Source organism: Angustibacter sp. Root456 (assembly GCF_001426435.1).
Taxonomy (GTDB): Bacteria; Actinomycetota; Actinomycetes; order Actinomycetales; family Angustibacteraceae; genus Angustibacter.
The window spans coordinates 110,092-128,576 of the sequence record NZ_LMER01000017.1 but is presented as its reverse complement, the minus strand read 5'-3'; the positions used below and the strand labels follow the sequence as shown (position 1 = coordinate 128,576).

Here is an 18,485-nt window from a genome sequence, read left to right as displayed (position 1 = left end):
GCGGGTTCGTGGGTGCAGCTAACCTGGGGTGATCACCCCAGGCTCGCTGCACCCATCCCTGCTCCGACCGACAGAGCCGCCCAGCCGGCCAGCAGCGCGAGCTCGACGACGGCACCGAGGACGTCTCCGGTGATGCCGCCGAAGCGGTTCGAGCAGCGGGCGATGACGGCGGCGACGACGCCGGTGCACACCGCGACCGCGACGACACCGACCCACCAGGGCACGCCGGCACCAGCCAGCAGGGCGCAGGTGACGGCCGCTGTCGCGAGCACTACCGCGACCGCCCACGGACGCCGCACCGACCCGGCTACGGTCGCGCCCAGCCCCTCTGACCGAGCGGCCGGAATCCCTACGGCGCAGGCGATCGGCAGCATCGACCGCGAGACGACGACACCGAGGCCAGCCAGCAGCGCAGCGCGCCACCACGACAGCGAGCTCAGCCCCGACAGCGCTGCGGCCTGTCCGAGCAGCACCACGACGAGCGTCGCGGTGCCCATCGGGCCGACGTCTCCGGTGCGCATGACGGCCAGCGCTCGCTCACGGTCGTAGCTGCTGCCCAGCCCGTCCGCCGTGTCGGCCAGCCCGTCCAGGTGCAGCCCGCGCGTGGACAGCGCCAGGGCGCCGACGGCGAGAGCGCCGACCAGCAGCGGCGGAGCCTGCAGCGCGGTGCCTGCCGCCATCACCACCGCGACCGCCGCAGCGGGCACCAGGGCCGCCACCGGTGCCAGCAGCATGCCCGCACCGGCCACCGCACGGTCGACCCGCGACGGCGGCGGCACGCGCAGCGCCGTGAGCGTGCCCACCGCCAGCCGCAGGCCGTCGGACGTGACGGCGCGGCGGCTCACGTGGCGTCGAGGTCGCTGGTCGGTGCGGGATCCCCGTCGGTGGACTCGTCGTCGGACGCGCCCGGCGACTCGCCCATGAGCTCGGCGAGCAGCCCCATCTCGGCCGCCATCGCCTGCGCCGCTCGCAGTACCGGCAGGGCCGTGAGCGCGCCGGTGCCCTCACCGAGCCGCATGCCGAGGTCAACGAGCGGCTCGAGGCCCAGCACGTCCAGGGCCCGGTGCTGCGCCGGCTCGGTCGAGCGGTGACCAGCGAGCCACCAGTGGCTGGCCGGGTCGACGAGGCGGCGGGCCACCAGCGCACACGCGCACGAGACGACACCGTCGAGCAGCACCGGCGTACGGCGCACCGCGGCCTGCACGAGGAAGCCCGTCATCGCCGCCGTGTCGGCGCTGCCGACCGTGCGCAGCACGGCGAGCGGGTCGTCGCGCACCGCCCGCGACCGGTAGAGGGCGTCGCGCAGGGCAGCAACCTTGCGCGCCCACGCGTCGTCGTCGACGCCGGTGCCGGTGCCCACGACGTCGAGGGCCTGCAGGTCGAGCAGCGCCGCCACGAGCGCCGCAGCCACCGTGGTGTTGCCGATCCCCATGTCACCCGGCACCAGCAGGTCGGCTCCGGAGTCGACCTCCTCGTCGGCGACGGCGGCTCCGGCCCGGAACGCCGCGACGACCTGCTCGTCGGTGAGGGCGTCCTCGACGTCGATCGAGCCGGACCCGCGGCGCACCTTGTGACGCGTCACGGCGGCCGGGAGGTCGCTCGTGTCGGCGTCGACGCCGAGGTCGAGCACCCGCACCGTCGCGCCGTGCAGGCGCGCCAGCGCGTTGATCCCCGCCTTGCCGGCGAGGAAGGTGCGCACCATCGCGCCCGTGACCTCGCGCGGGTAGGCCGAGACGCCGGACGTCGCGATGCCGTGGTCACCGGCGAACACGACGACTCGGACGTCGTCCAGCGCACGCGGCGGGCACTGGCCCTGCGCTCCGGACAGCCAGACGGCCAGCTGCTCGAGCCGGCCGAGGGAGCCCAGCGGCTTGACCAGCCCGTCCAGGCGCAGGCGGGTGTCGGACGCCGCCTCGACGTCGCGCAGGCCGACCGCCTGGCGCAGGGCGACCAGGTCGATGTCAGCCGTCACGCGGAGTCCTGCTCGAACGGGCCGCGGCGCTCGTGCACCGTGAGGTCCACCAGCGGCCAGTCGCGGTCGGGTATCGCGGGCTGCACCTGCGTGTCGTCGGAGCGCATGCCGTTGACGGCGTGCAGCGGCGGGGCGACTCGGTGCGCTGGCTTCGGCTGGTGCGGCGGCTGCTGGGTCGGCTGGTGCGGCGGCTGCTGGGTCGGCTGGTGCGGCGGCTGCTGGAGCGGTTGCAGATGCGGCGGCACGGCCGGCGCGCGATGGGTGGCGACGCGCTGCGCAGGAGGCGTGGCAGCGGCCGCCGGCGCCGGCCCGGCGGCCTCCTGCGCCGGCGCGGGCGACGTGGCGGGCGACGTGGCGGGCGACGTGGCGGGCGACGTGGACAGGGCGAGCGGCAGGGTGGCGAGGTCGACGGCACGGCCGGCGATCACCAGCAGCACGCTCTCGCTCGCCGACGACAGCCGGGTGTTGAGCCGCCCCAGCTCGTCGCGGAACACGCGTCCCGACCAGGTCGCGGGGACGACACCGGCACCCACCTCGTTGCTCACGGCCACCACCGGCACACCCACCGCGTGCCAGGCCTCCAGCAGCTCGTCGACCCGGTCGTCGAGCCGGGTGCGCCAGCCCGGCTGCTCGTCCCAGGCACCCACGTCCCCCAGCACGCGGGTCAGCCACGTGCCGAGGCAGTCGACGACGAGGGGCGAGGTGGCGGAGCGCAGCACCGCCGCTAGGTCCGTGGTCTCCACCGTCGTCCAGTGCTCCGGCCGGTCGGCGCGGTGGCGCGCGACCCGCTCGGTCCACTCGGCGTCCTCGCCGTCGGGAGGTGTTCCGGTGGCGACGTACGTGACCTGCGGCTCGGCAGCGAGCAGCTGCTCGGCGACGGCTGACTTCCCGGATCGCACGCCACCGAGCACCAGCGTGCGCCGCGAGGGCCGCCCGCTGGCCGCGATGGTCGGCCGCGTCTCAGCGAGCCGGCGGCCCCGGGCAGCGCGGTCGAGCACGAACTCGTGCCCGTCCTCGACGACCTGGACGCCCCACGCGGCGAGGCGCGGACGCAGGTCGGGCGGGCTCTGGTGCGACAGGTGGACGGCCGCCACGCGGCTGCCGCGGGTGAGGGCGCGCGCGCCCCGCAGGCGCACCATCTGGTCGGCGAAGGTCGACAGGTCGAGGTGGTCCTGGCCGGCCGGGCGCCCCGGGCCCCGGCGGTCGCCGAACGTCGCCTCCAGCAGCACGAGGTCGTACTGCGCGTCGGTCGTCGCGCTGATCGTGGCCGCCGGCAGGGGACCGGTGTCGGTGGCGTAGAGCACGCGCTCTCCGGTCGGTGCGGCGACGTCGTACACGACGGCCTGCTCGTCGCCGTGCGCCGCGGCGAGCACGCGCACCGTGTAGCCGTCGGCGTCCAGCACGTCACCCGGAAGCACCACGCGCCAGCGGATCGGCTCGTCAGGCCCGACCCACAGGCACCACGAGGCGATGACCGACTCGGTGCCGACGACCGTGAGCGGCTCGGTGCGGCCCGCCCAGCTGCGCGCGAGCAGCGCCATGGGAGCGCTGTGGTCCGGGTGGTTGTGGGTGATGAGGACGTGAGTCACCCGCTGCAGGCCGGTGCCGTGGCGCAGCGCGGCGCGCGGGGTCTCGGGCCCACAGTCGAGCAGGATGCGGTCGTCGACCAGCGCGGACGTCGGCCCGCGCCACTGGCCGGCCCGGTGGGCGGCCAGGCACGAGGCGCAGTCGCAGAAGGCGTTCGGCCAGCCGTCGGCCGAGCCGGTACCGAGCAGGCGGACGCGCATCAGGGGTCCGTTCGACGAGGTGGGCGAGCAGTAGGCGCCGGTGTGGGGACCTCCGGCGAAAACCATCCTGGTGCGGCGAACGCGGCGCGTCGCGCGCCACGCCGAAGCGAGCCGAGAACTGGACGACCGGCAACTACAACGAGTACTGCGGTGAGTACGCCCCGTGGCAAATCCCAACCCAAACTGGTCAGAAGGTAGAAAGCGGCGTACCGAGAGATGTTGGCCCCCAACGGGTCTCCGGGCACGAACACGCCGCCGTCCGGGCCGGTGGTGGCGAACGGCCAGAACCACAGGTTCATGACGACGCCGTAGGCGATGCCCGCGAGGAGCCCGTAGGCGGCCAGCAGCCAGATCTCTCGGCGACCGCTGGCGCGCGGCAGGCTGGCGGCGCCCAGCCCCACCATGCCGGCCGCGACCATCTGGAACGGCGCCCACGGCCCGACGCCGCCGGTGAGGAACGCACCGACCAGCACGGCCAGCGCCCCGAGGACGAAACCCGCTCCGCGGCCGAGCACCCGGCCTCCGACGACGAGGAGGAAGAAGATGGGTTCGAGCCCTGCCGTGCCCGCCGACACCACCCGCAGCGCGCCGCCGAGCGCCGCCAGGACCCCAAGCACCGCAACGGTCTTTGCGTCGAGGCCACCCGCGCCCAGCTCGGCGAGCACGAGTGCACCCATGAGCGCGAGCAGCAACACGAACAGCCACGGGGCGTCGCCGCCGTGGGCCAAGCTGGCGTCCGGTGTCACGACAAACGGCCAGGCGAACGCTGCGACCCCGACGAGCAGCGTGACCGCGAGGGTGAACGCCGACACCCAGCGCACGCGCACGAGCGGCGTGGCGGAACGCGTTGCCGCAGAGCTCATGACGCCGCCAGGGCGGCTTCGACGTCCGCCACCGTCAGCCACGGCTGGGGGTGCAGCACCTTGGCCACCTGGGGTGCGAAGGCGGGGGAGCCGGCCAGGACCGCGCGCACCGGCCCGTCGGCGACGACCTCGCCCTCGGCCAGCAGTGCGACGCGGTCAGCCACCGCCGCCACCAGCTCGACGTCGTGGCTGGCGAGCACTACGCCGTGGCCCTGCGCGCGCAACCTCAGCAGGAGGTTGACGAGCCGGGCCTTGGCGCCGTAGTCGAACCCTCGGGTGGGCTCGTCGAGCAGCAGCAGCGGTGGCTGCTTGGCCAGCACGATCGCCATGGCCAGAGCAAGCCGCTGCCCCTCGGACAGGTCCCTCGGGTGCGTCTCGTCGTGGACGTCCGGAGCCAGCTCGCGCAGCACCGCACGGACGGTGCCGGGCGCGAGCCGGAGGTCGTCGTCTGCGGTGCGGCACTCAGTGCCGACCGAGTCCGCATAGAGCAGCAGGCCGGGATCCTGGGGGACCAGCCCGACGTGCTTCACGAGCTCGCGCGGGCGGAGCGACGCGGGGTCGTGCCCGTCGGCGCGCACGCGCCCGGCCCGCACGCCGAGCTGACCTGCCGCGGCGGCGAGCAAGGTGGACTTGCCGACGCCGTTGCGCCCCATCACCGCGACGATCTCGCCTCCGGCGACCGTCAGGTCGAGTGAGCGGAGCACCGGCGCGTGCCCTCGATGGACGACGAGCCGCTCGACCTGCAGCAGTGGTCGAGCCTCGCCATGAGGCACCGGCCGCAGCTGGGCGGGGGGGCGCCCGGCCAACCGCTCGCGCAGGCCGCCGGCGTGGCGACGCGCCTCGCGCACCGACAGCGGCAGCGGGTCCCAACCGGCCAGCAACCCGAGGTCGACGACAGGGGGAGTGACTGGCGAGGTCAGCATCGCCCGACGGGGGTCGTCCTGGCGCACCGTGCCGTGCTCGACCGTGACGACGCGGTCGGCGTACTGCACGACCCGCTCGAGCCGGTGCTCGGCCATCAGCACCGTCAGGCCGAGGTCGTGCACCAAACGGGTGAGAGCGGCCAAGACCTCTTCGGCCGCAACGGGATCCAGGGCCGACGTGGGCTCGTCGAGCACCAGCACCCGCGGGTGGGCGGCGAGCACGCCACCGATCGCGACCCGCTGCGCCTGGCCGCCCGACAGCGTGCGGAGGGACCGCGCGCGCACGTCGGCGAGGCCGAGCAGGTCGAGCGTCTCCTCGACCCGCTTGCGCATGACGTCACCCGGGAGGCCCAGCGACTCCATGCCGTAGGCGAGCTCCTCCTCGACCGTGTCGGTGACGAAGGCGGCGGTGGGGTCCTGGCCGACGAAGCCCACCACCTCGGCGAGGTCGCGGGGCCGGTGGGTGCGGGTGTCGCGGCCGTCGACGACCACTCGGCCCGCGAGGGTGCCGCCACTGAAGTGCGGTACGAGGCCGTTGACGCAGCGCAGCAGCGTCGTCTTGCCGCTACCGGTCTCGCCGACCACCAGCGCGAGCTCGCCCTCCGCGACCTCGAGCGTGACGTCGTCGAGCACCGGGTGCTCGCGGTCCGCGAACCGGACGCCGACCCTGTCGAAGGTGATCACGCTGCGCTCCTGAAGTCCTCGTCGACCGTATCGGGTGCGCTGCGGGCCGGGTGCAGCCGCGCCCTGGTCGGTGGAAGGGGTGCCGCCCAGGCCGCCACGAGACTGACGGCGGCCCCGGCTGTCGCCAACCACGGCAGCACGGGGAAGACGGCGGGCACCGTCTGCGGCACCAGCCCGGGCTCGTGGCGCTGAGCGGCTGCGATGACCACGGCGGCGGCGACGCAGCCACTGGTCGCTACCACCCACTCGGGCAGGGCCCAAGGGTCCGGCCGGTAGCGCGAACGCGGGTCGCGCCGAGCGCCGACGACCAGGGCGGCGGCAGCGACGGCAGCCCCCACGCCGAGCAGCGGCAGACCCAGCAGCGGCGCCGAGCCGGCGTCCAGGACGCCGTACGTGCCCGCGACGACGCCGGTGAGTCCGACGAGAGTCAGCGCGGTGGCGAGCCGGCGCGACCGCGCGTCGCGGTGCACCGAGCGCCCGTACCCGCGGGACTCCATGGACGCCGCTAGGTCGAGGGCGCGCTCGAGCGCACCGTCGAGCACCGGAACGGCGAGTCGCATCAGCTCGCGCGGGCTGCGACCGTCGTGGCCGCGCAAGCGGCGCGCGGCCCGCACGCGGCGGGCGTCCTCGACCATCTGCGGTGCGTAGGTGAGGCCGACGACGACGGCGGTGCCGACCTCGTACAGCGTGGCCGGCACGTAGCGCAGCAGTCTCCGCGGGCTGGCCAGTGCGTTGGCGGCGCCGATGCAGGCCAGCACGGCGGCCAGCCGCGCGCCCTCGTAGGCAGCCGCGAGCACCTGCTCGAGCGAGACGGGGCCGCCGAGCCGCAGGTTCGTCGAGCCGGTCGGCAGCGGCAGCTCCGGCAGCCGGAAGAGCACAGTGGTGCCGGGCACCCCTCCCCCGAGGAGTGCCGACAGCACGACACGTGCCACGATGACGAAGAGTCCAAGCCGCAGGAACGCACCGTATGGCGAGGCGGCCCCCACCTCGCGTCGAGCCGACACGACGTATCCAGCGACGGCCACGACGACCGCCAGCAGCAGGGGGTTCGTCGTGCGGCTCGCGGCCGTGGCCAGGCCGATCGCCCACAACCACCAGGCCACCGGGTGAAGCAGGCGCGGTGACGGGTGGCTGCGGGCGATCGACGGCATCAGTCGTCCAGCCCCGCGCTGCGACGGCGGGCCATCAGCCCGAGGCCGGCGGCGATGACCACGACGGCGGCGATCCCGATCCAGGCCGCGGTGGGCAGTCCGCCACCTCCGGCGTCCTCGTCCGGGGCGTCCTCGTCCGGGGCGTCGTTGGCCGCGCTCGCCTTGGCCGGCAGGGTGATCGACGTGTCCGGGCTCTTCGCCGCAGCGGGCACCTCGGCGACCGGGTCACCGCAGCCGGACGCCGGCCAGTTCTGGATGCCGCACATCAGGCCCTTGTCGACGCGCAGCGTCAGGCCGGCGGCCGCCAGCACCGCGGAGCCGGTGGCGTCCTGAGGGACGCTCACGCACTCGCCGCGCGGGGCCGGCGGCGTGCTGCCGTCGCTGCTGTCGGCCGGGCGCCCGAAGTCGACGACCAGGCCGACGAGCTTCTGACCGTTGGCCGTGGTCTTGCCCGAGCAGAGCTGGTCGAAGGTCGGAGTCACGCGCGGCGTGCGCGTCGACGACTGGTCGGCGACGGCGAACCGCCAGCCCTCGACCGAGCCGTCCTTCGGCACCGTCTGGTCCGGGCCCTTCTGCGCGAACGCCCACGTGCCGTTCGTGAGCTGGAAGTAGCCCCAGTAGCGGTAGGCGGCCGCCTGCGCCTGGGGTGCGGCCACCAGTGCGGCGAGCGCGACGACCAGCAGCGCGACAGCGGTGCGCGCGCTCACGCGGGCGCGACGGGACGACGTGGATCTCGATCTCATGTGCTGACCTCCTCGCGGTGTAGGTGCGGGAGATCGGCACGCACGAAGACGGGCCGACGTCCGGCTCCGTACCGCAGTCCTCGGCGGAAATGTCGGAGCCTGGCCCACGATCCGGTACTCCGGCTCACCTCAGCACCCGCCGGGACGACGGGGCTGCGGCCTACGGTTGCGGGTCAGCGCCGGACTTCGACCGGCTTCCCCCGACCGTGGGTGTCAGGTGGCGCAACCGTCCCACGTGCCGCGAAGGGGTGTCAAAGCACGCCGGTGAGACGCTCGGCACAACCGCTGGATCACCGCTGGATCACCGCTGGATCGAGGTCGTGTTCGCAGTGTGGGCATCCCCTGGTGGGCGGCCGCGTGGCGGGCAGGATGTCCGGATGACGAGCACCACGACGACCGACCCGCTGCTGCTGGGCCTGCGGGTGGCCGACCGCTGCGTGCTCGTGGTGGGCGGCGGCCCGGTGGCGCTGCGGCGGGTGGCCCGGCTGCTGGAGGCCGGAGCTGACGTCCGGCTCGTCGCGCCGGATGTCGTCCCGGCCCTGCGCGACCTGGCCGATCGGCAGCGGCTCACCTGGCACCAGCGGGGGTACCGCCCGGCCGACCTCGACGAGGCCTGGCTGGTTTTCGCCTGCACGAACGACCCTGAGGTGAATGCCGAGGTGCTGCAGGACGCCACGACCCGGCATCTGTGGTGCTCGCGCGCCGACGACGCCACCACCGCCACGGCCTGGACGCCGGCCGTCGGGCGCAGCGGTCCGGCGAGCGTGGCCGTGCTGTCGGGACGCGACCCGGTGCGCTCGGCCCGTCTGAGAGACGCGGCCGTCGCTGCCGTCGAGGTCGAGCTGCGGGCCGGCCGCGCGGAGTCCGGGCGCGCGCACCGGGGGCCGCGCCACGGACGTGTGGTGCTGGTCGGTGGGGGACCCGGCGACCCGGGCCTGCTCACGCGGCGGGGCTACGAGCGGCTGGCCGAGGCCGACGTCGTGCTCGCCGACCGCCTCGCTCCGCTCGCGGCGCTCGACGGCCTGCACCCCGACGTCGAGGTGGTCGACGTGGCCAAGCTGCCGCGCGGTGCGCTCACGACGCAGGAGGCGATCAACGCGCTGCTCGTGCGGCACGCCAGGGCGGGACGCACGGTGGTGCGACTCAAGGGCGGCGACCCGTTCGTCTTCGGCCGGGGCTTCGAGGAGCTCACGGCCTGCGCCGACGCCGGCATCGACGTCGAGGTCGTGCCGGGCGTGACCAGCGCGGTCAGCGTGCCGGGCCTGGCCGGTGTGCCGGTCACGCACCGCGGTGTGTCGCAGGGGTTCTCGGTCGTCTCGGGCCACCTGCCGCCCGGTCACCCGGACAGCACGGTCAACTGGGGGGCGCTCGCCCGCACCGGCACCACGATCGTCTGCCTCATGGCCGTGGCCACCCTGCCGGCGATCGCCACCGAGCTCGTCGCCCACGGGCTCGCGCAGAACACGCCCGTCGCGGTCGTCGAGGACGGCGGCCTGCCCACGCAGCGCGTGCTCCGCTCTTCGTTGTCGCAGGTCGCCGCCATGATGAGCCGCGAGCAGGTCACCGCCCCGGCTGTCGTCGTCATCGGCGAGGTCGCGGCGCTCACGCAGCCGGCGGCACCGGCACCGAACGCACGGAGGGTCGATGGGGACGTGGGTCATGCTGCTGCGCGGCATCAACCTGGGGCCGCGCCACAAGGTGCCCATGGCCGAGCTGCGGGCGCTCTGCGCTGACCTCGGGCTCACCGACGTCCGCACCTACATCGCGAGCGGCAACGTGATCTGCTCGTCGTCGCAGCGCAGCGCGACCGCGGTGGGGGCCACCATGGAACGAGGGCTCCGCTCGCGGTTCGGTTTCGACGTGCCGGTGATCGTCCGGACACCGCAGCAGCTGCAGGGAGTCGTCGACGACCTGCCCTTCCTCGACACCGAGCAGGTGCACGTGTCGTTCCTGCCCGCGCCGCTGCCGGCGCCCGTCGAGGCCGAGGTGCGCACAGGACTGCTGAACGGCGCCGAGCTCGTGGTGTCAGGTGCGCACGCCTACCTGCGCACCCCCGCCGGGCTCGGTCAGCCGTGGCTGCGCGCCCCCCAGGCCAAGGCGCTGAGTGATGGCACGGTGCGCACGTGGCGCACCGTCACCGCGCTGCTCGACCTCGCGACCCCGTAGGGTCGAGCCATGAGCGAGACCTGGACCTGGCGCTACGTCGACGCCGACGGCAAGGACGTCGCTGCCGACAGCGTGACCACCACGAGCTTTCCCACCCAGTCCGACGCCGAGAGCTGGCTGGGCGAGGAGTGGCGCTCGCTCGTCGAGGCTGGCGTCGACGCCGTGTTCCTGCGCGAGGGCGAGACGGAGATCTACGGGCCGATGAGCCTGCGCCCCGCGCAGTAGCGCTACCGGGCGGTCTCGGCCTGCCGAGCCCGCAGGCCACGCAGGATCTCGTCGCGCCGGTCGGCCACCGACCGCCGGGCGGCGGCAGGCAACGCCGGCTCTGCCAGCACCCGCTCGGCCAGGTCGACGGTGCTGGTCTCGACGGCCGTGCTCGGGAAGAGCCCGCGGCCGAACAGCTGCACCATCTCGGCCGACTGCGTCGCGGCGAAGCCGGGGTAGTCGGCCGCGAACCGGTCGACGTACGGCGCGAGCAGCTCGCGTTGGTCGGCGCTCCAGAAGCCCAAGGCCACCGCGAGCAGCTCGTGGTTGCTGAGGCGACCCTCGACCGCGCTCGTCCAGGCCTGTTCCTTGGCCTGCGGTGTCGGCAGGGCTGCGCGAGCGGTGAGCGCGTGCAGGGCGCCGCTGCTGGAGCGGTCGCGTTCGCGCTCGGCAGCGATGTCGTCGTCGCGGACCGCGCCGAGGGTCGCTGCCCGGTGCAGCAGGCGCCAGCGCAGGTCGTCGTCGACCGCGACCCCCTGCGGCACCGTCACTCCGGCCAGCCAGTCGCGCAGGAGGTCGGCGTCGCGGGTGATCTCGACGAGCCCGCGCACGAGCTCGAGCTGCTGGTCGCTGCCTGGTGCGGCGTCACGGGCGAGCTGCAGCAGCGCGTGGGCGAGCGTGCTCAGCAGTGCGTCCCGCTGGTCGGTGGGTGACCACAGGTCGGCTGCCGTGATCGCGTCGCGCACCACGCGCGCGGTCACCGGCTGCGGGTCAAGCGGCCCCAGCGCCCGGGCGGTGAGGCCGACGAACCCGGACGGCGCGAAGGTGCCCCGGCCCATCATCTCGCTGACGGTCAGCCAGACCAGGGCTCGGGCGAGGGGGTCGGTGAGGCCGACGAGGTGCTCGCGCACCGTCGTGAGTGAGGCGTCGTCGAGGTCGACGAGCGCGTAGGTGAGGTCGCCGTCGTTGGGCAGGAGCAGATCGGCCACCGGCTGGCCAGTGAGTGCCGGCACTGGTGACTCGGGGTCGGCCGAGACGTCGGCCGCTACCAGGGCGCGGCGCACCAGGGCGTCGCCGTCCAGGTCGAACAACCCGATCGCCATGCGGTGCGGCCGCAGGCGCTGCGGGGCGTCCTGTCGGACCGCGACCCGCGTGTAGCGCCCGGCGCCGTCGTCCGTGACGGCCAGCGACAGCGTGCTCGGCCCGCTCGTGCGCAGCCACTGATCGGCCCAGGTCGACACGTCGCGACCGCTGGCGCTGCTGAGGGCGTCGACGAGGTCGCTGAGCGAGGCGTTGTCGAAGGCGTGGTCGGCGAAGTGCTGCCGCAGCCCGGTGAGGAACGCCTCGTCACCCAGCCACTCCACGAGCTGGCGCAGCGCGGAGGCGCCCTTCGCGTAGGAGATGCCGTCGAAGTTCAGCAGGGCGGCGCCGGTGTCGGCGGCTTCACCGGCCACCGGGTGAGTGCTCGAGAGCTGGTCGGCGCGGTAGCCCCACGCCTTGCGCTTCACCAGGAACGCCGTCCACGAGCCCGGCTGGCCGGCGGCCTCGGCAGCAGCGCGGTAGGCGAGGTACTCGGCGAAGGACTCGTTGAGCCACAGGTCGTCCCACCAGCGCATCGTCACGAGGTTGCCGAACCACATGTGGGCCATCTCGTGCAGCTGGGTGTTCGCGAGGTTCTCGCGGTCGTCGGCGGTGACGGTGCCTCGCGGCAGGTAGTACTCGTCGCGGAAGGTCACCAGGCCGGGGTTCTCCATCGCTCCGGCGTTGAACTCGGGGACGAAGGCCTGGTCGTACTTGCCGAACGGGTAGCGCACACCGAACAGCTCGTGGAAGTAGTCGAAGCCCACCGCGGTCGTGGCCAGCAACCGCTCGGCGTCGAGGTACGGCGCCATCGACTGGCGACACCAGACGCCCAGGTCGATCCCGTCGTGGTGCCCGCGCACGCCGTGGTACGGGCCGGCGACGACGGCGACGAGGTAGGTCGAGATGCGCTGGCTCGTCGCGAAGGTCCAGCGGCCCGGCTCGCCCTGCTCGCCCGCGGTGTTCGACAGCACCACCCAGGACGGCGGCGCGCTGATGCGCAGCGTGAATTTCGCCTTGAGGTCGGGCTGGTCGAAGCACGCGAACAGCCGGGGGGCGTCGTCGAGGAACGCCTGGCTGTACAGGTAGACCTGGCCGTCCTCGGGGTCGGTGTAGCGGTGCAGGCCCTCACCGGTGCGGGAGTAGGCCATCCGCGCCGTGACGGTGACGTGGTTGGTGTCCTGCAGGTCGTGCAGGCTCAGCCGGTCGTCCTGCCAGGCACTGGCGTCGAGGGCCCGACCGTTGAGCTCGGCCGACACCAGCTCGGCCGCCTTGAGCTCCAGCCACGTCGAGGCCCCCCGCTCGGCGCAGGTGAAGTCCACGCTGACCGTCGAGGTGAACGTGTCGTCCGCCTCCGCTCCTACCAGGTCGAGGTTGACCTGGTAGGAGCGGACGGACAGCAGCTCGCGTCGGGCGACGGCCTCGTCGCGGGTGAGGGCGCGCGGCATGGTCAGGACGCCGTCAGCTCGGCCGGCGCTTCGGCGCGTTCTCGGCGGTCTTGCCGGGGTCGGTCTCGACGATCGAGCCGAGCGCCTCGTCGATGCGCTCCATCGCCTCGGCCGGGATCTTCACGCCGGCGGCCTTGACGTTGTCGTGCACCTGCTCCGGGCGCGAGGCGCCGACGAGCGCGGTGGCCACGTTGTCGTTCTGCAGCACCCAGGCGATGGCCAGCTGAGCCATGCTGAGGCCCAGGTCGTCGGCGACCGGCTTGAGGTCCTGCACGCGGGTCAGGACGTCGTCGTCCATGAAGCGCTTGATCATGTCGGCGCCGCCCGACGCGTCCGTGGCGCGTGAGCCCTCCGGCGGCGGCTGGCCCGGCAGGTACTTGCCGGTGAGGACGCCCTGCGCGATGGGGGACCAGACGACCTGGCTGATGCCGAGCTCTCGACAGGTCGGGACGACCTCGTCCTCGATCACGCGCCAGAGCATCGAGTACTGCGGCTGGCTCGACACGAGCTGGACGCCGAGGTCCTTGGCCAGCGCGTGGCCGGCGCGGATCTGGTCGGCGGTCCACTCCGACACGCCGATGTAGAGGGCCTTCCCCTGGCGGACGACGTCCGCGAACGCCTGCATCGTCTCCTCGAGCGGCGTCTCGGTGTCGAAGCGGTGCGCCTGGTACAGGTCGACGTAGTCGGTCTGCAGTCGGCGCAGCGAGCCGTTGATCGACTCCATGATGTGCTTGCGCGACAGGCCGCTGTCGTTGGGTCCGCCCGGGCCCGTGGGCCAGTAGACCTTCGTGAAGATCTCGAGCGACTCACGGCGCTGGCCCTTGAGGGCCTCGCCGAGCACCGTCTCAGCCTTGGTGTTCGCGTAGACGTCAGCGGTGTCGAACGTCGTGATGCCGTTGTCGAGCGCGGCGTGGACGCACTGCGTCGCGACGTCGTTCTCCACCTGCGAGCCGTGGGTGAGCCAGTTGCCGTAGGTGATCTCGGAGATCTTCAGGCCGGAGTTGCCGAGGTAGCGAAATTCCATGGGCCGACCCTATGAGGTCGCGCTGCGCACCGCGAGCGCGTGACCTAGGCCCCTGCCGGCAGCAGGCGCGCGCGGATCAGGCTGAGGTGGTGGTGCGAGGGGGTGGCTGAGCGTGGTGACGAGCGTCGAGGCGGCCTTCGTGACCGCTGTCGCCGCGCTCGGCGTCGCGGCAGTGAACGTCGTGGCGTCGCTCTACCAGGCGAGCAGGCAGCGCACGAACGCGGCCGAGCTCGAGCGGCTGCGTCAGCAGCTGGAGCAGAACCGCTTCGACCGCGAGCGCGCAGTCAGGGCCACGGAGGTTCTCGATCGCTACCGCGGGCCGCTGCTCGACGCCGCCTGGGATCTTGGCCACCGCGTCGACATCCTGCGCAACTACCGGCCGAGCACCGGGGTCGGCGCCGGGTCGCTGCCCGACGACGTCATTCGCAGCACGTCGTTCCGACTGGCGCAGTACCTGGCGTGGCACGAGGTGCTGCGCCGGAAGGTGCAGTTCCTGCAGTACTCGGCGACGAGCGAGACACGCTCGACGTTCGACTGCCTCGAGACGGTGCGACGGGTGCTCACCTCCGACGAGGTGGACCCTCGATTCCACGTCTCACGCGAGGAGCAACGTGCGATCGGCGAGTGCATGATCACGGCGGACGGCGAGGGCTGCATCGGGTACGACGAGTTCACCCGCGTCTTCGACGACCGATTCGCGCACTGGTTGCGGCCGTTCGCGCAGGCGCTGGCGTCGCCGGAGGCCAGCAGCGACCGGCGCCTGGGCATGCTGCAGACGGCTCTGGCGGCCCTCGCCGACCGGCTGGACCAGGAGCGCCGCTACCCACCGGGATGGCGCGCCCGCGCCCCCGGGATCACGCTGCCGCCTGCGCGCTGAGCCATGGGACGCGGTGACGTCACTCCCGGCGCGGTACGAGCCATTGGCGGGTGAGGCGTTGGAGGTATTGGCGTTGCCAGCGTTTGGGGTCGGGTGGTGGCAGGGGTGGCTGGTCGCCGGGTTGGTGGCCGGGTTGGGTCCAGACCACTTGGCCGTTGATGAGGTGGCCGACTGCGCCGGTGGTGTGGACGTGGTGGTGGTGTCGGTCGCAGAGCAGGGCCCCGTCGCGGACGGTGGTGTGGCCGCCGGCGTCCCAGGGGGTCAGGTGGTGGGCGTGGCACCAGGAGGCGGGGGCGGTGCAGGTGTCGAAGGTGCAGTGGCGGTCGCGTTCGATGATGGCGATGCGTTGGCGGGGGGTGTGGTAGCGGTGGGTGCGGCCGACGTCGAGGGGGTCACCGAGGTCGTCGATCAGGACGGGGACCAGGTCGGCGCCGCAGGCCAGCTTGGCGAGCAGGCGCCGGGAGATGGGGGTGCCGTCGTCGAGCTCGGCGGGGGGCAGGCCGGTGGGCTTGGGAGCACCGGGTTCGGACGGGGTGATGTGTTCGGACACGGCGGTGGCCAGGGTCTCGGCGGTGACGCGGACGATGACCTTGGCGGGGCTGCCGTGGTTGGTGGGGACCTCGCCTCGGGCCAGGGCGGTTTCGGCGAGGCGTTGCAGGGCGTCGTGGCGGCGTTGGCCGGCGCTGCGGGGGTCGGGGGTGCCGTCGGTGGCGGGTTGAGGGGCGGACCAGGCGTCGATGGCGGTACGCAGCGCCGCACCGGCCTCCTTCGTGAGCAGGCCCTGCAGGAACGTCATGCCGGAGGCCTCGGTCGACAGGATGAGGCAGCGCTGGCGGTGCTGTGCTTTCTCGTCGCGGGCCAGGCGGTCGTCGGCGCTGGGGTCGAGGTGGTGGCGGATCGCGACGGCGCACTTGGTCAGGTCGGGGGCGGGTAGGCGGGTGGCGTCGTCCAGCAGCATGGTCTGGGCGGTGGCGCGGTGGCGCGGTGGTCGGGGTCGATGGCGTCGGGTCCGTCGAGCGGCACGTTCGGTGGCGAGAGCTGCTCGACCATCTCGGTGACCACGCGGGCCTGGTCGACCCGCAGCGCGCCGGCTTCCAGCGCGGCCCGGGTGGGTGCCAGGTCGGGGGACAGCGTGGAGCGGTAGAGGGTGTGGGCCTTCTTGCCTAGCCTGGCGGCCTCGCCCGGCCGCATCGAGGGCACGATGCGACGCAGCCACGCGGCGGGCGAGCCGGTGCCGTCCTGGCCGGGCAGCCCGCGCGCCTCGACCTCGCCGAGCAGGCGCACGGTCTGGCCGTCGGCCAGGCGACGGACCTGGTCGAGCGCATCGGCCAGCACGCCCAGGTCGGCGTCGGCGAGCGGCCACCACGCCGCCCCGGCCAGCTGCTCGAGCCCGGCGAGCGCAGTGGTCACCGCGGCCAGCGCACCCGCGCCACCCGAGGTGTCCACTCTGTCCGTCATGCGCAAATCTGGTAGACGCCACCGACAGAACCCAGCCACTCCAACGCTTCTGTGGACAACGCGACAATTCAGGGCGCCTGTGGACAACGCCGCTGAGGGTCGCCGGGCTCAGGCTCGCCGGGACGTCATCCTGCTGGCGCCCCGACGAGCTCGCTGCTCAGCGTGGTAGCCGGGCGGCAGATGGATGACCGTGAAGTGCTCCCGCTCGTCGGCGTCGCCGCGTGCCCGGCGGGCCGCCAGCTCTGCGTCCTCTGCGTCGAGCGCCTCCAGTGCCTCCGCCTCGTTGTCGAACGCAGCGACCGGCACGTGCCGGCGTTCGTGTCGCTCAGGGTCGTGGCGGTAATGCCGGAGGACGAAACGGTTCAGACTGTCGTCTGTGTCGTCGACGCGTGCCACGGGGCTTCCTCGATTCTCGTCACGAGCAGCGAATGGACACACTTGCGGAACGGTCACCGCCTGACAGGATGCGTGGCGCGTACCCCAGCGGGAAGGTGACGACCGCAGTGCTGTCGAACTGATAGTTGCCGGACGCGCAGGTCACGGCCGCGTTCGATCGAGCGTTGGTACGCCACGTGGTGTCGGCGATCTTGCCAGCCGAGCCCCTGCTTGCGGGGAGAACTCCGCGACAAAAACATCACATCGTGCGTCATCTAGGTGCGGTGGAGGTCCGCCTACCCCCGCCGGCCGATGAGATGCAGGAGCGTCGCCACCCGCCGGTAAGGATCGGTGCGCCCCAGCCGCTCCTCGGCAACCAGGAGCGCGTCGAGCTCGTCGGGATCGGCGGGGGCCGGCTCGTCGACGGCCACGCCATCGGTGACCACCCGCACGCCGTACCACGCCTCGACGTGCATCCGGCGTCCCGAGACGTAGGACGCCAGCTCCTCCAGGCGGTCGGCACGGGCTCGCACCCCGAGCTCGTTCACGTAGTGCGGCGCCGGCTGCTCGGCCTCGTCGAGCAGGTCGAGCACGTCGGCCCACTGGCGGCGCAAGCCCGGGCGCAGCGCCATCGCGGCTGCGTTGCGGGCCAGCAACGACAGCACGCCACCGGGCGCCACCCGGTCGCTCAGCGCCACGACGGCGGGCCCGGGCTCGGGCAGGTACATCAGCACGCCGTGGCACAGCACGATGTCGAAGGTGCGGCCGTCGGCGACGTCGTCGAGCGTCTCCGCTGATCCCTCGACCACCCGCAGCCGCGCTCGGACGTCGTCCGGCTGGCCTTCCGCGGCCGTCGAGAACGCCGCGCGCATGTCCGCGTCGGGCTCCACCGCCAGGACGTCGAAACCCCGCTGCGCCAAGCGAATGCTCTGCGTCCCTTGTCCGGCGCCGACGTCGAGCACCGTGCCAGGTGGCTCGCCGACGTGCCGCGAGAGCTGGCGCGTCACGATCTCCTGGCGCACGACGTTGCGCAGGTTGCCCTGGCGGGCCAGCCAGGGCGCTCTGCCGTCACTGAAGCAGCCGCCGACGACGCCGTCACTGCCGGTCACGGCTCAGACCGGGTGCTCGCCACGCTTGACCGTCGGCCGCGGCACGCGCGTGCGGCGGATCTGGAACGCCCGCATCACGGCGTACCAGGTCAGCCCCTTGGTGTCGGTGTCGGCGCCGAACTTCTCGCGCACCGCCCGCTTCAGGCGCTGGCCCATGAGGAAGGCGTCGGCGGCCGACATCACGACCAGGGTGTACGTGACGGCCAGCGTGCCGCCGTACAGCGCGGGGTTGGTCTTCTGCAGGCCCGACCCCACGAACGACAGCGCCAGCACGATGACCATCACGGGCAGCAGCAGCTCGCCGAGGTTCCAGCGCGCGTCGACGTAGTCGCGGGCGAACCGCCGCACCGGCCCGCGGTCGCGCACCATGAGGTAGCGCTCGTCACCGAGCATCATCCGCTCGCGGGCCCTGACCCGCTCCTCGCGCGCCGCCTGACGAGCCGCCTTGGACCCCCCTGAGCCCTTGGCGCGAGCCGAGGGAACGAGCGGCTGCTTGCGCGCCGCCTCGGCCTCCTTGCGCTTGGGCGTCGGGCGGTTCTTGCCCGGCCCCTCCGGGCGGGCGGACGACTGCTCGACGGCAGTGGTCTCGGCGGTGGTCTTGCGGCGTCCGAACACGCCGTG

At 73.4% G+C, this 18,485-nt stretch carries 18 protein-coding genes and 1 riboswitch; of the genes, 4 read left to right on the top strand and 14 right to left on the bottom strand.

Features of this window, described 5'->3' with window-relative positions; all coding sequences use genetic code 11:
* Nucleotides 1-32 precede the first annotated feature (32 nt).
* From ASD06_RS11720 to ASD06_RS11690, 7 genes are read right to left on the bottom strand one after another with little or no spacing between them, the layout of a single operon-like run.
* Nucleotides 33-845: an adenosylcobinamide-GDP ribazoletransferase gene (locus ASD06_RS11720; protein WP_200942100.1), complete on the bottom strand. Its 813-nt coding sequence runs from the start codon at nucleotides 843-845 to the stop codon at nucleotides 33-35.
* Nucleotides 842-1,945, bottom strand: a complete 1,104-nt coding sequence (gene cobT / locus ASD06_RS11715; RefSeq protein ID WP_369853737.1) for a nicotinate-nucleotide--dimethylbenzimidazole phosphoribosyltransferase — start codon at nucleotides 1,943-1,945, stop codon at nucleotides 842-844. The genes ASD06_RS11720 and cobT overlap by 4 nt, the downstream gene beginning before the upstream one ends.
* Nucleotides 1,946-1,968: 23 nt before the next feature.
* The gene (locus ASD06_RS11710) at nucleotides 1,969-3,759 is read right to left on the bottom strand and encodes a bifunctional adenosylcobinamide kinase/adenosylcobinamide-phosphate guanylyltransferase (RefSeq protein ID WP_200942098.1); all 1,791 of its coding nucleotides are present in this window, start codon (nucleotides 3,757-3,759) and stop codon (nucleotides 1,969-1,971) included.
* A complete protein-coding gene (locus tag ASD06_RS11705; protein WP_056677525.1) occupies nucleotides 3,759-4,622 on the bottom strand; it encodes an ECF transporter S component in 864 nt (287 codons plus the stop codon). Before ASD06_RS11705 ends, ASD06_RS11710 begins: the two co-directional genes overlap by 1 nt.
* On the bottom strand, nucleotides 4,619-6,229 hold the full coding sequence (locus tag ASD06_RS11700; RefSeq protein ID WP_056677521.1) for an ABC transporter ATP-binding protein: 1,611 nt from the start codon (nucleotides 6,227-6,229) through the stop codon (nucleotides 4,619-4,621). The genes ASD06_RS11705 and ASD06_RS11700 overlap by 4 nt, the downstream gene beginning before the upstream one ends.
* The gene (locus ASD06_RS11695; protein WP_056677518.1) at nucleotides 6,226-7,380 is read right to left on the bottom strand and encodes an energy-coupling factor transporter transmembrane component T; all 1,155 of its coding nucleotides are present in this window, start codon (nucleotides 7,378-7,380) and stop codon (nucleotides 6,226-6,228) included. The genes ASD06_RS11700 and ASD06_RS11695 overlap by 4 nt, the downstream gene beginning before the upstream one ends.
* Nucleotides 7,380-8,123, bottom strand: coding sequence for an SCO2322 family protein (locus ASD06_RS11690; RefSeq protein ID WP_082537966.1), 744 nt, complete (start codon nucleotides 8,121-8,123; stop codon nucleotides 7,380-7,382). The genes ASD06_RS11695 and ASD06_RS11690 overlap by 1 nt, the downstream gene beginning before the upstream one ends.
* A 113-nt stretch (nucleotides 8,124-8,236) precedes the next feature.
* A riboswitch (cobalamin riboswitch) is annotated at nucleotides 8,237-8,323 on the bottom strand.
* A 177-nt stretch (nucleotides 8,324-8,500) separates the two neighbouring features.
* Between ASD06_RS11690 and cobA the strand changes: the two genes are divergently transcribed.
* Genes cobA through ASD06_RS11675 form a run of 3 tightly spaced genes read left to right on the top strand, consistent with a single transcriptional unit; the run spans nucleotide 8,501 to nucleotide 10,514 of the window.
* Nucleotides 8,501-9,856 (top strand): uroporphyrinogen-III C-methyltransferase, encoded by a 1,356-nt coding sequence (gene cobA, locus ASD06_RS11685; RefSeq protein ID WP_082537965.1) that lies wholly within the window; start codon nucleotides 8,501-8,503, stop codon nucleotides 9,854-9,856.
* A complete protein-coding gene (locus ASD06_RS11680; RefSeq protein WP_082537964.1) occupies nucleotides 9,768-10,289 on the top strand; it encodes a DUF1697 domain-containing protein in 522 nt (173 codons plus the stop codon). The genes cobA and ASD06_RS11680 overlap by 89 nt, the downstream gene beginning before the upstream one ends.
* Before the next feature lie 9 nt (nucleotides 10,290-10,298).
* A complete protein-coding gene (locus ASD06_RS11675; protein WP_056677510.1) occupies nucleotides 10,299-10,514 on the top strand; it encodes a hypothetical protein in 216 nt (71 codons plus the stop codon).
* Nucleotides 10,515-10,516: 2 nt separating this feature from the next.
* Here the strand turns inward: ASD06_RS11675 and pepN are convergent, their stop codons facing one another.
* On the bottom strand, nucleotides 10,517-13,021 hold the full coding sequence (gene pepN / locus ASD06_RS11670) for an aminopeptidase N (protein WP_056677508.1): 2,505 nt from the start codon (nucleotides 13,019-13,021) through the stop codon (nucleotides 10,517-10,519).
* Nucleotides 13,022-13,034: 13 nt separating this feature from the next.
* A complete protein-coding gene (locus ASD06_RS11665) occupies nucleotides 13,035-14,045 on the bottom strand; it encodes an aldo/keto reductase family protein (RefSeq protein WP_056677504.1) in 1,011 nt (336 codons plus the stop codon).
* Between the two features lie 112 nt (nucleotides 14,046-14,157).
* Here ASD06_RS11665 and ASD06_RS11660 point away from each other — a divergent pair, with 112 nt between their 5' ends.
* Nucleotides 14,158-14,922 (top strand): hypothetical protein, encoded by a 765-nt coding sequence (locus ASD06_RS11660; protein ID WP_056677501.1) that lies wholly within the window; start codon nucleotides 14,158-14,160, stop codon nucleotides 14,920-14,922.
* A gap of 19 nt (nucleotides 14,923-14,941) precedes the next feature.
* Here the strand turns inward: ASD06_RS11660 and ASD06_RS11655 are convergent, their stop codons facing one another.
* The 5 genes from ASD06_RS11655 to ASD06_RS11635 all read right to left on the bottom strand — a co-directional run bounded on the left by ASD06_RS11655 (nucleotide 14,942) and on the right by ASD06_RS11635 (nucleotide 18,479).
* Complete coding sequence (locus ASD06_RS11655) at nucleotides 14,942-15,880, bottom strand: HNH endonuclease signature motif containing protein (RefSeq protein ID WP_056677499.1); 939 nt, start codon at nucleotides 15,878-15,880, stop codon at nucleotides 14,942-14,944.
* Nucleotides 15,838-16,380, bottom strand: coding sequence for a DUF222 domain-containing protein (locus ASD06_RS11650; protein ID WP_157371672.1), 543 nt, complete (start codon nucleotides 16,378-16,380; stop codon nucleotides 15,838-15,840). Before ASD06_RS11650 ends, ASD06_RS11655 begins: the two co-directional genes overlap by 43 nt.
* A gap of 108 nt (nucleotides 16,381-16,488) precedes the next feature.
* The gene (locus ASD06_RS11645; protein WP_056677494.1) at nucleotides 16,489-16,776 is read right to left on the bottom strand and encodes a hypothetical protein; all 288 of its coding nucleotides are present in this window, start codon (nucleotides 16,774-16,776) and stop codon (nucleotides 16,489-16,491) included.
* 275 nt (nucleotides 16,777-17,051) lie between these two features.
* Nucleotides 17,052-17,864 carry a bifunctional 2-polyprenyl-6-hydroxyphenol methylase/3-demethylubiquinol 3-O-methyltransferase UbiG gene (locus ASD06_RS11640; protein ID WP_056677491.1) on the bottom strand — a complete coding sequence of 271 codons (813 nt, stop codon included), beginning with the start codon at nucleotides 17,862-17,864 and terminating at the stop codon, nucleotides 17,052-17,054.
* A 3-nt stretch (nucleotides 17,865-17,867) separates the two neighbouring features.
* Entirely contained in the window at nucleotides 17,868-18,479 is a 612-nt protein-coding gene (locus tag ASD06_RS11635; RefSeq protein ID WP_056677488.1) for a DUF3043 domain-containing protein, read from the bottom strand.
* Nucleotides 18,480-18,485 lie beyond the last annotated feature (6 nt).

Coding starts and splice junctions, on each gene's coding strand:
- ASD06_RS11710 (WP_200942098.1), bottom strand. CDS start 3,759: ATGCGCGTCCGCCTGCTCGGTACCGGCTCGGCCGACGGCTGGCCGAAC.
- ASD06_RS11705 (WP_056677525.1), bottom strand. CDS start 4,622: ATGAGCTCTGCGGCAACGCGTTCCGCCACGCCGCTCGTGCGCGTGCGC.
- ASD06_RS11695 (WP_056677518.1), bottom strand. CDS start 7,380: ATGCCGTCGATCGCCCGCAGCCACCCGTCACCGCGCCTGCTTCACCCG.
- ASD06_RS11690 (WP_082537966.1), bottom strand. CDS start 8,123: ATGAGATCGAGATCCACGTCGTCCCGTCGCGCCCGCGTGAGCGCGCGC.
- cobA (WP_082537965.1), top strand. CDS start 8,501: ATGACGAGCACCACGACGACCGACCCGCTGCTGCTGGGCCTGCGGGTG.
- ASD06_RS11680 (WP_082537964.1), top strand. CDS start 9,768: ATGGGGACGTGGGTCATGCTGCTGCGCGGCATCAACCTGGGGCCGCGC.
- ASD06_RS11675 (WP_056677510.1), top strand. CDS start 10,299: ATGAGCGAGACCTGGACCTGGCGCTACGTCGACGCCGACGGCAAGGAC.
- pepN (WP_056677508.1), bottom strand. CDS start 13,021: ATGCCGCGCGCCCTCACCCGCGACGAGGCCGTCGCCCGACGCGAGCTG.
- ASD06_RS11665 (WP_056677504.1), bottom strand. CDS start 14,045: ATGGAATTTCGCTACCTCGGCAACTCCGGCCTGAAGATCTCCGAGATC.
- ASD06_RS11655 (WP_056677499.1), bottom strand. CDS start 15,880: ATGCTGCTGGACGACGCCACCCGCCTACCCGCCCCCGACCTGACCAAG.
- ASD06_RS11650 (WP_157371672.1), bottom strand. CDS start 16,380: ATGACGGACAGAGTGGACACCTCGGGTGGCGCGGGTGCGCTGGCCGCG.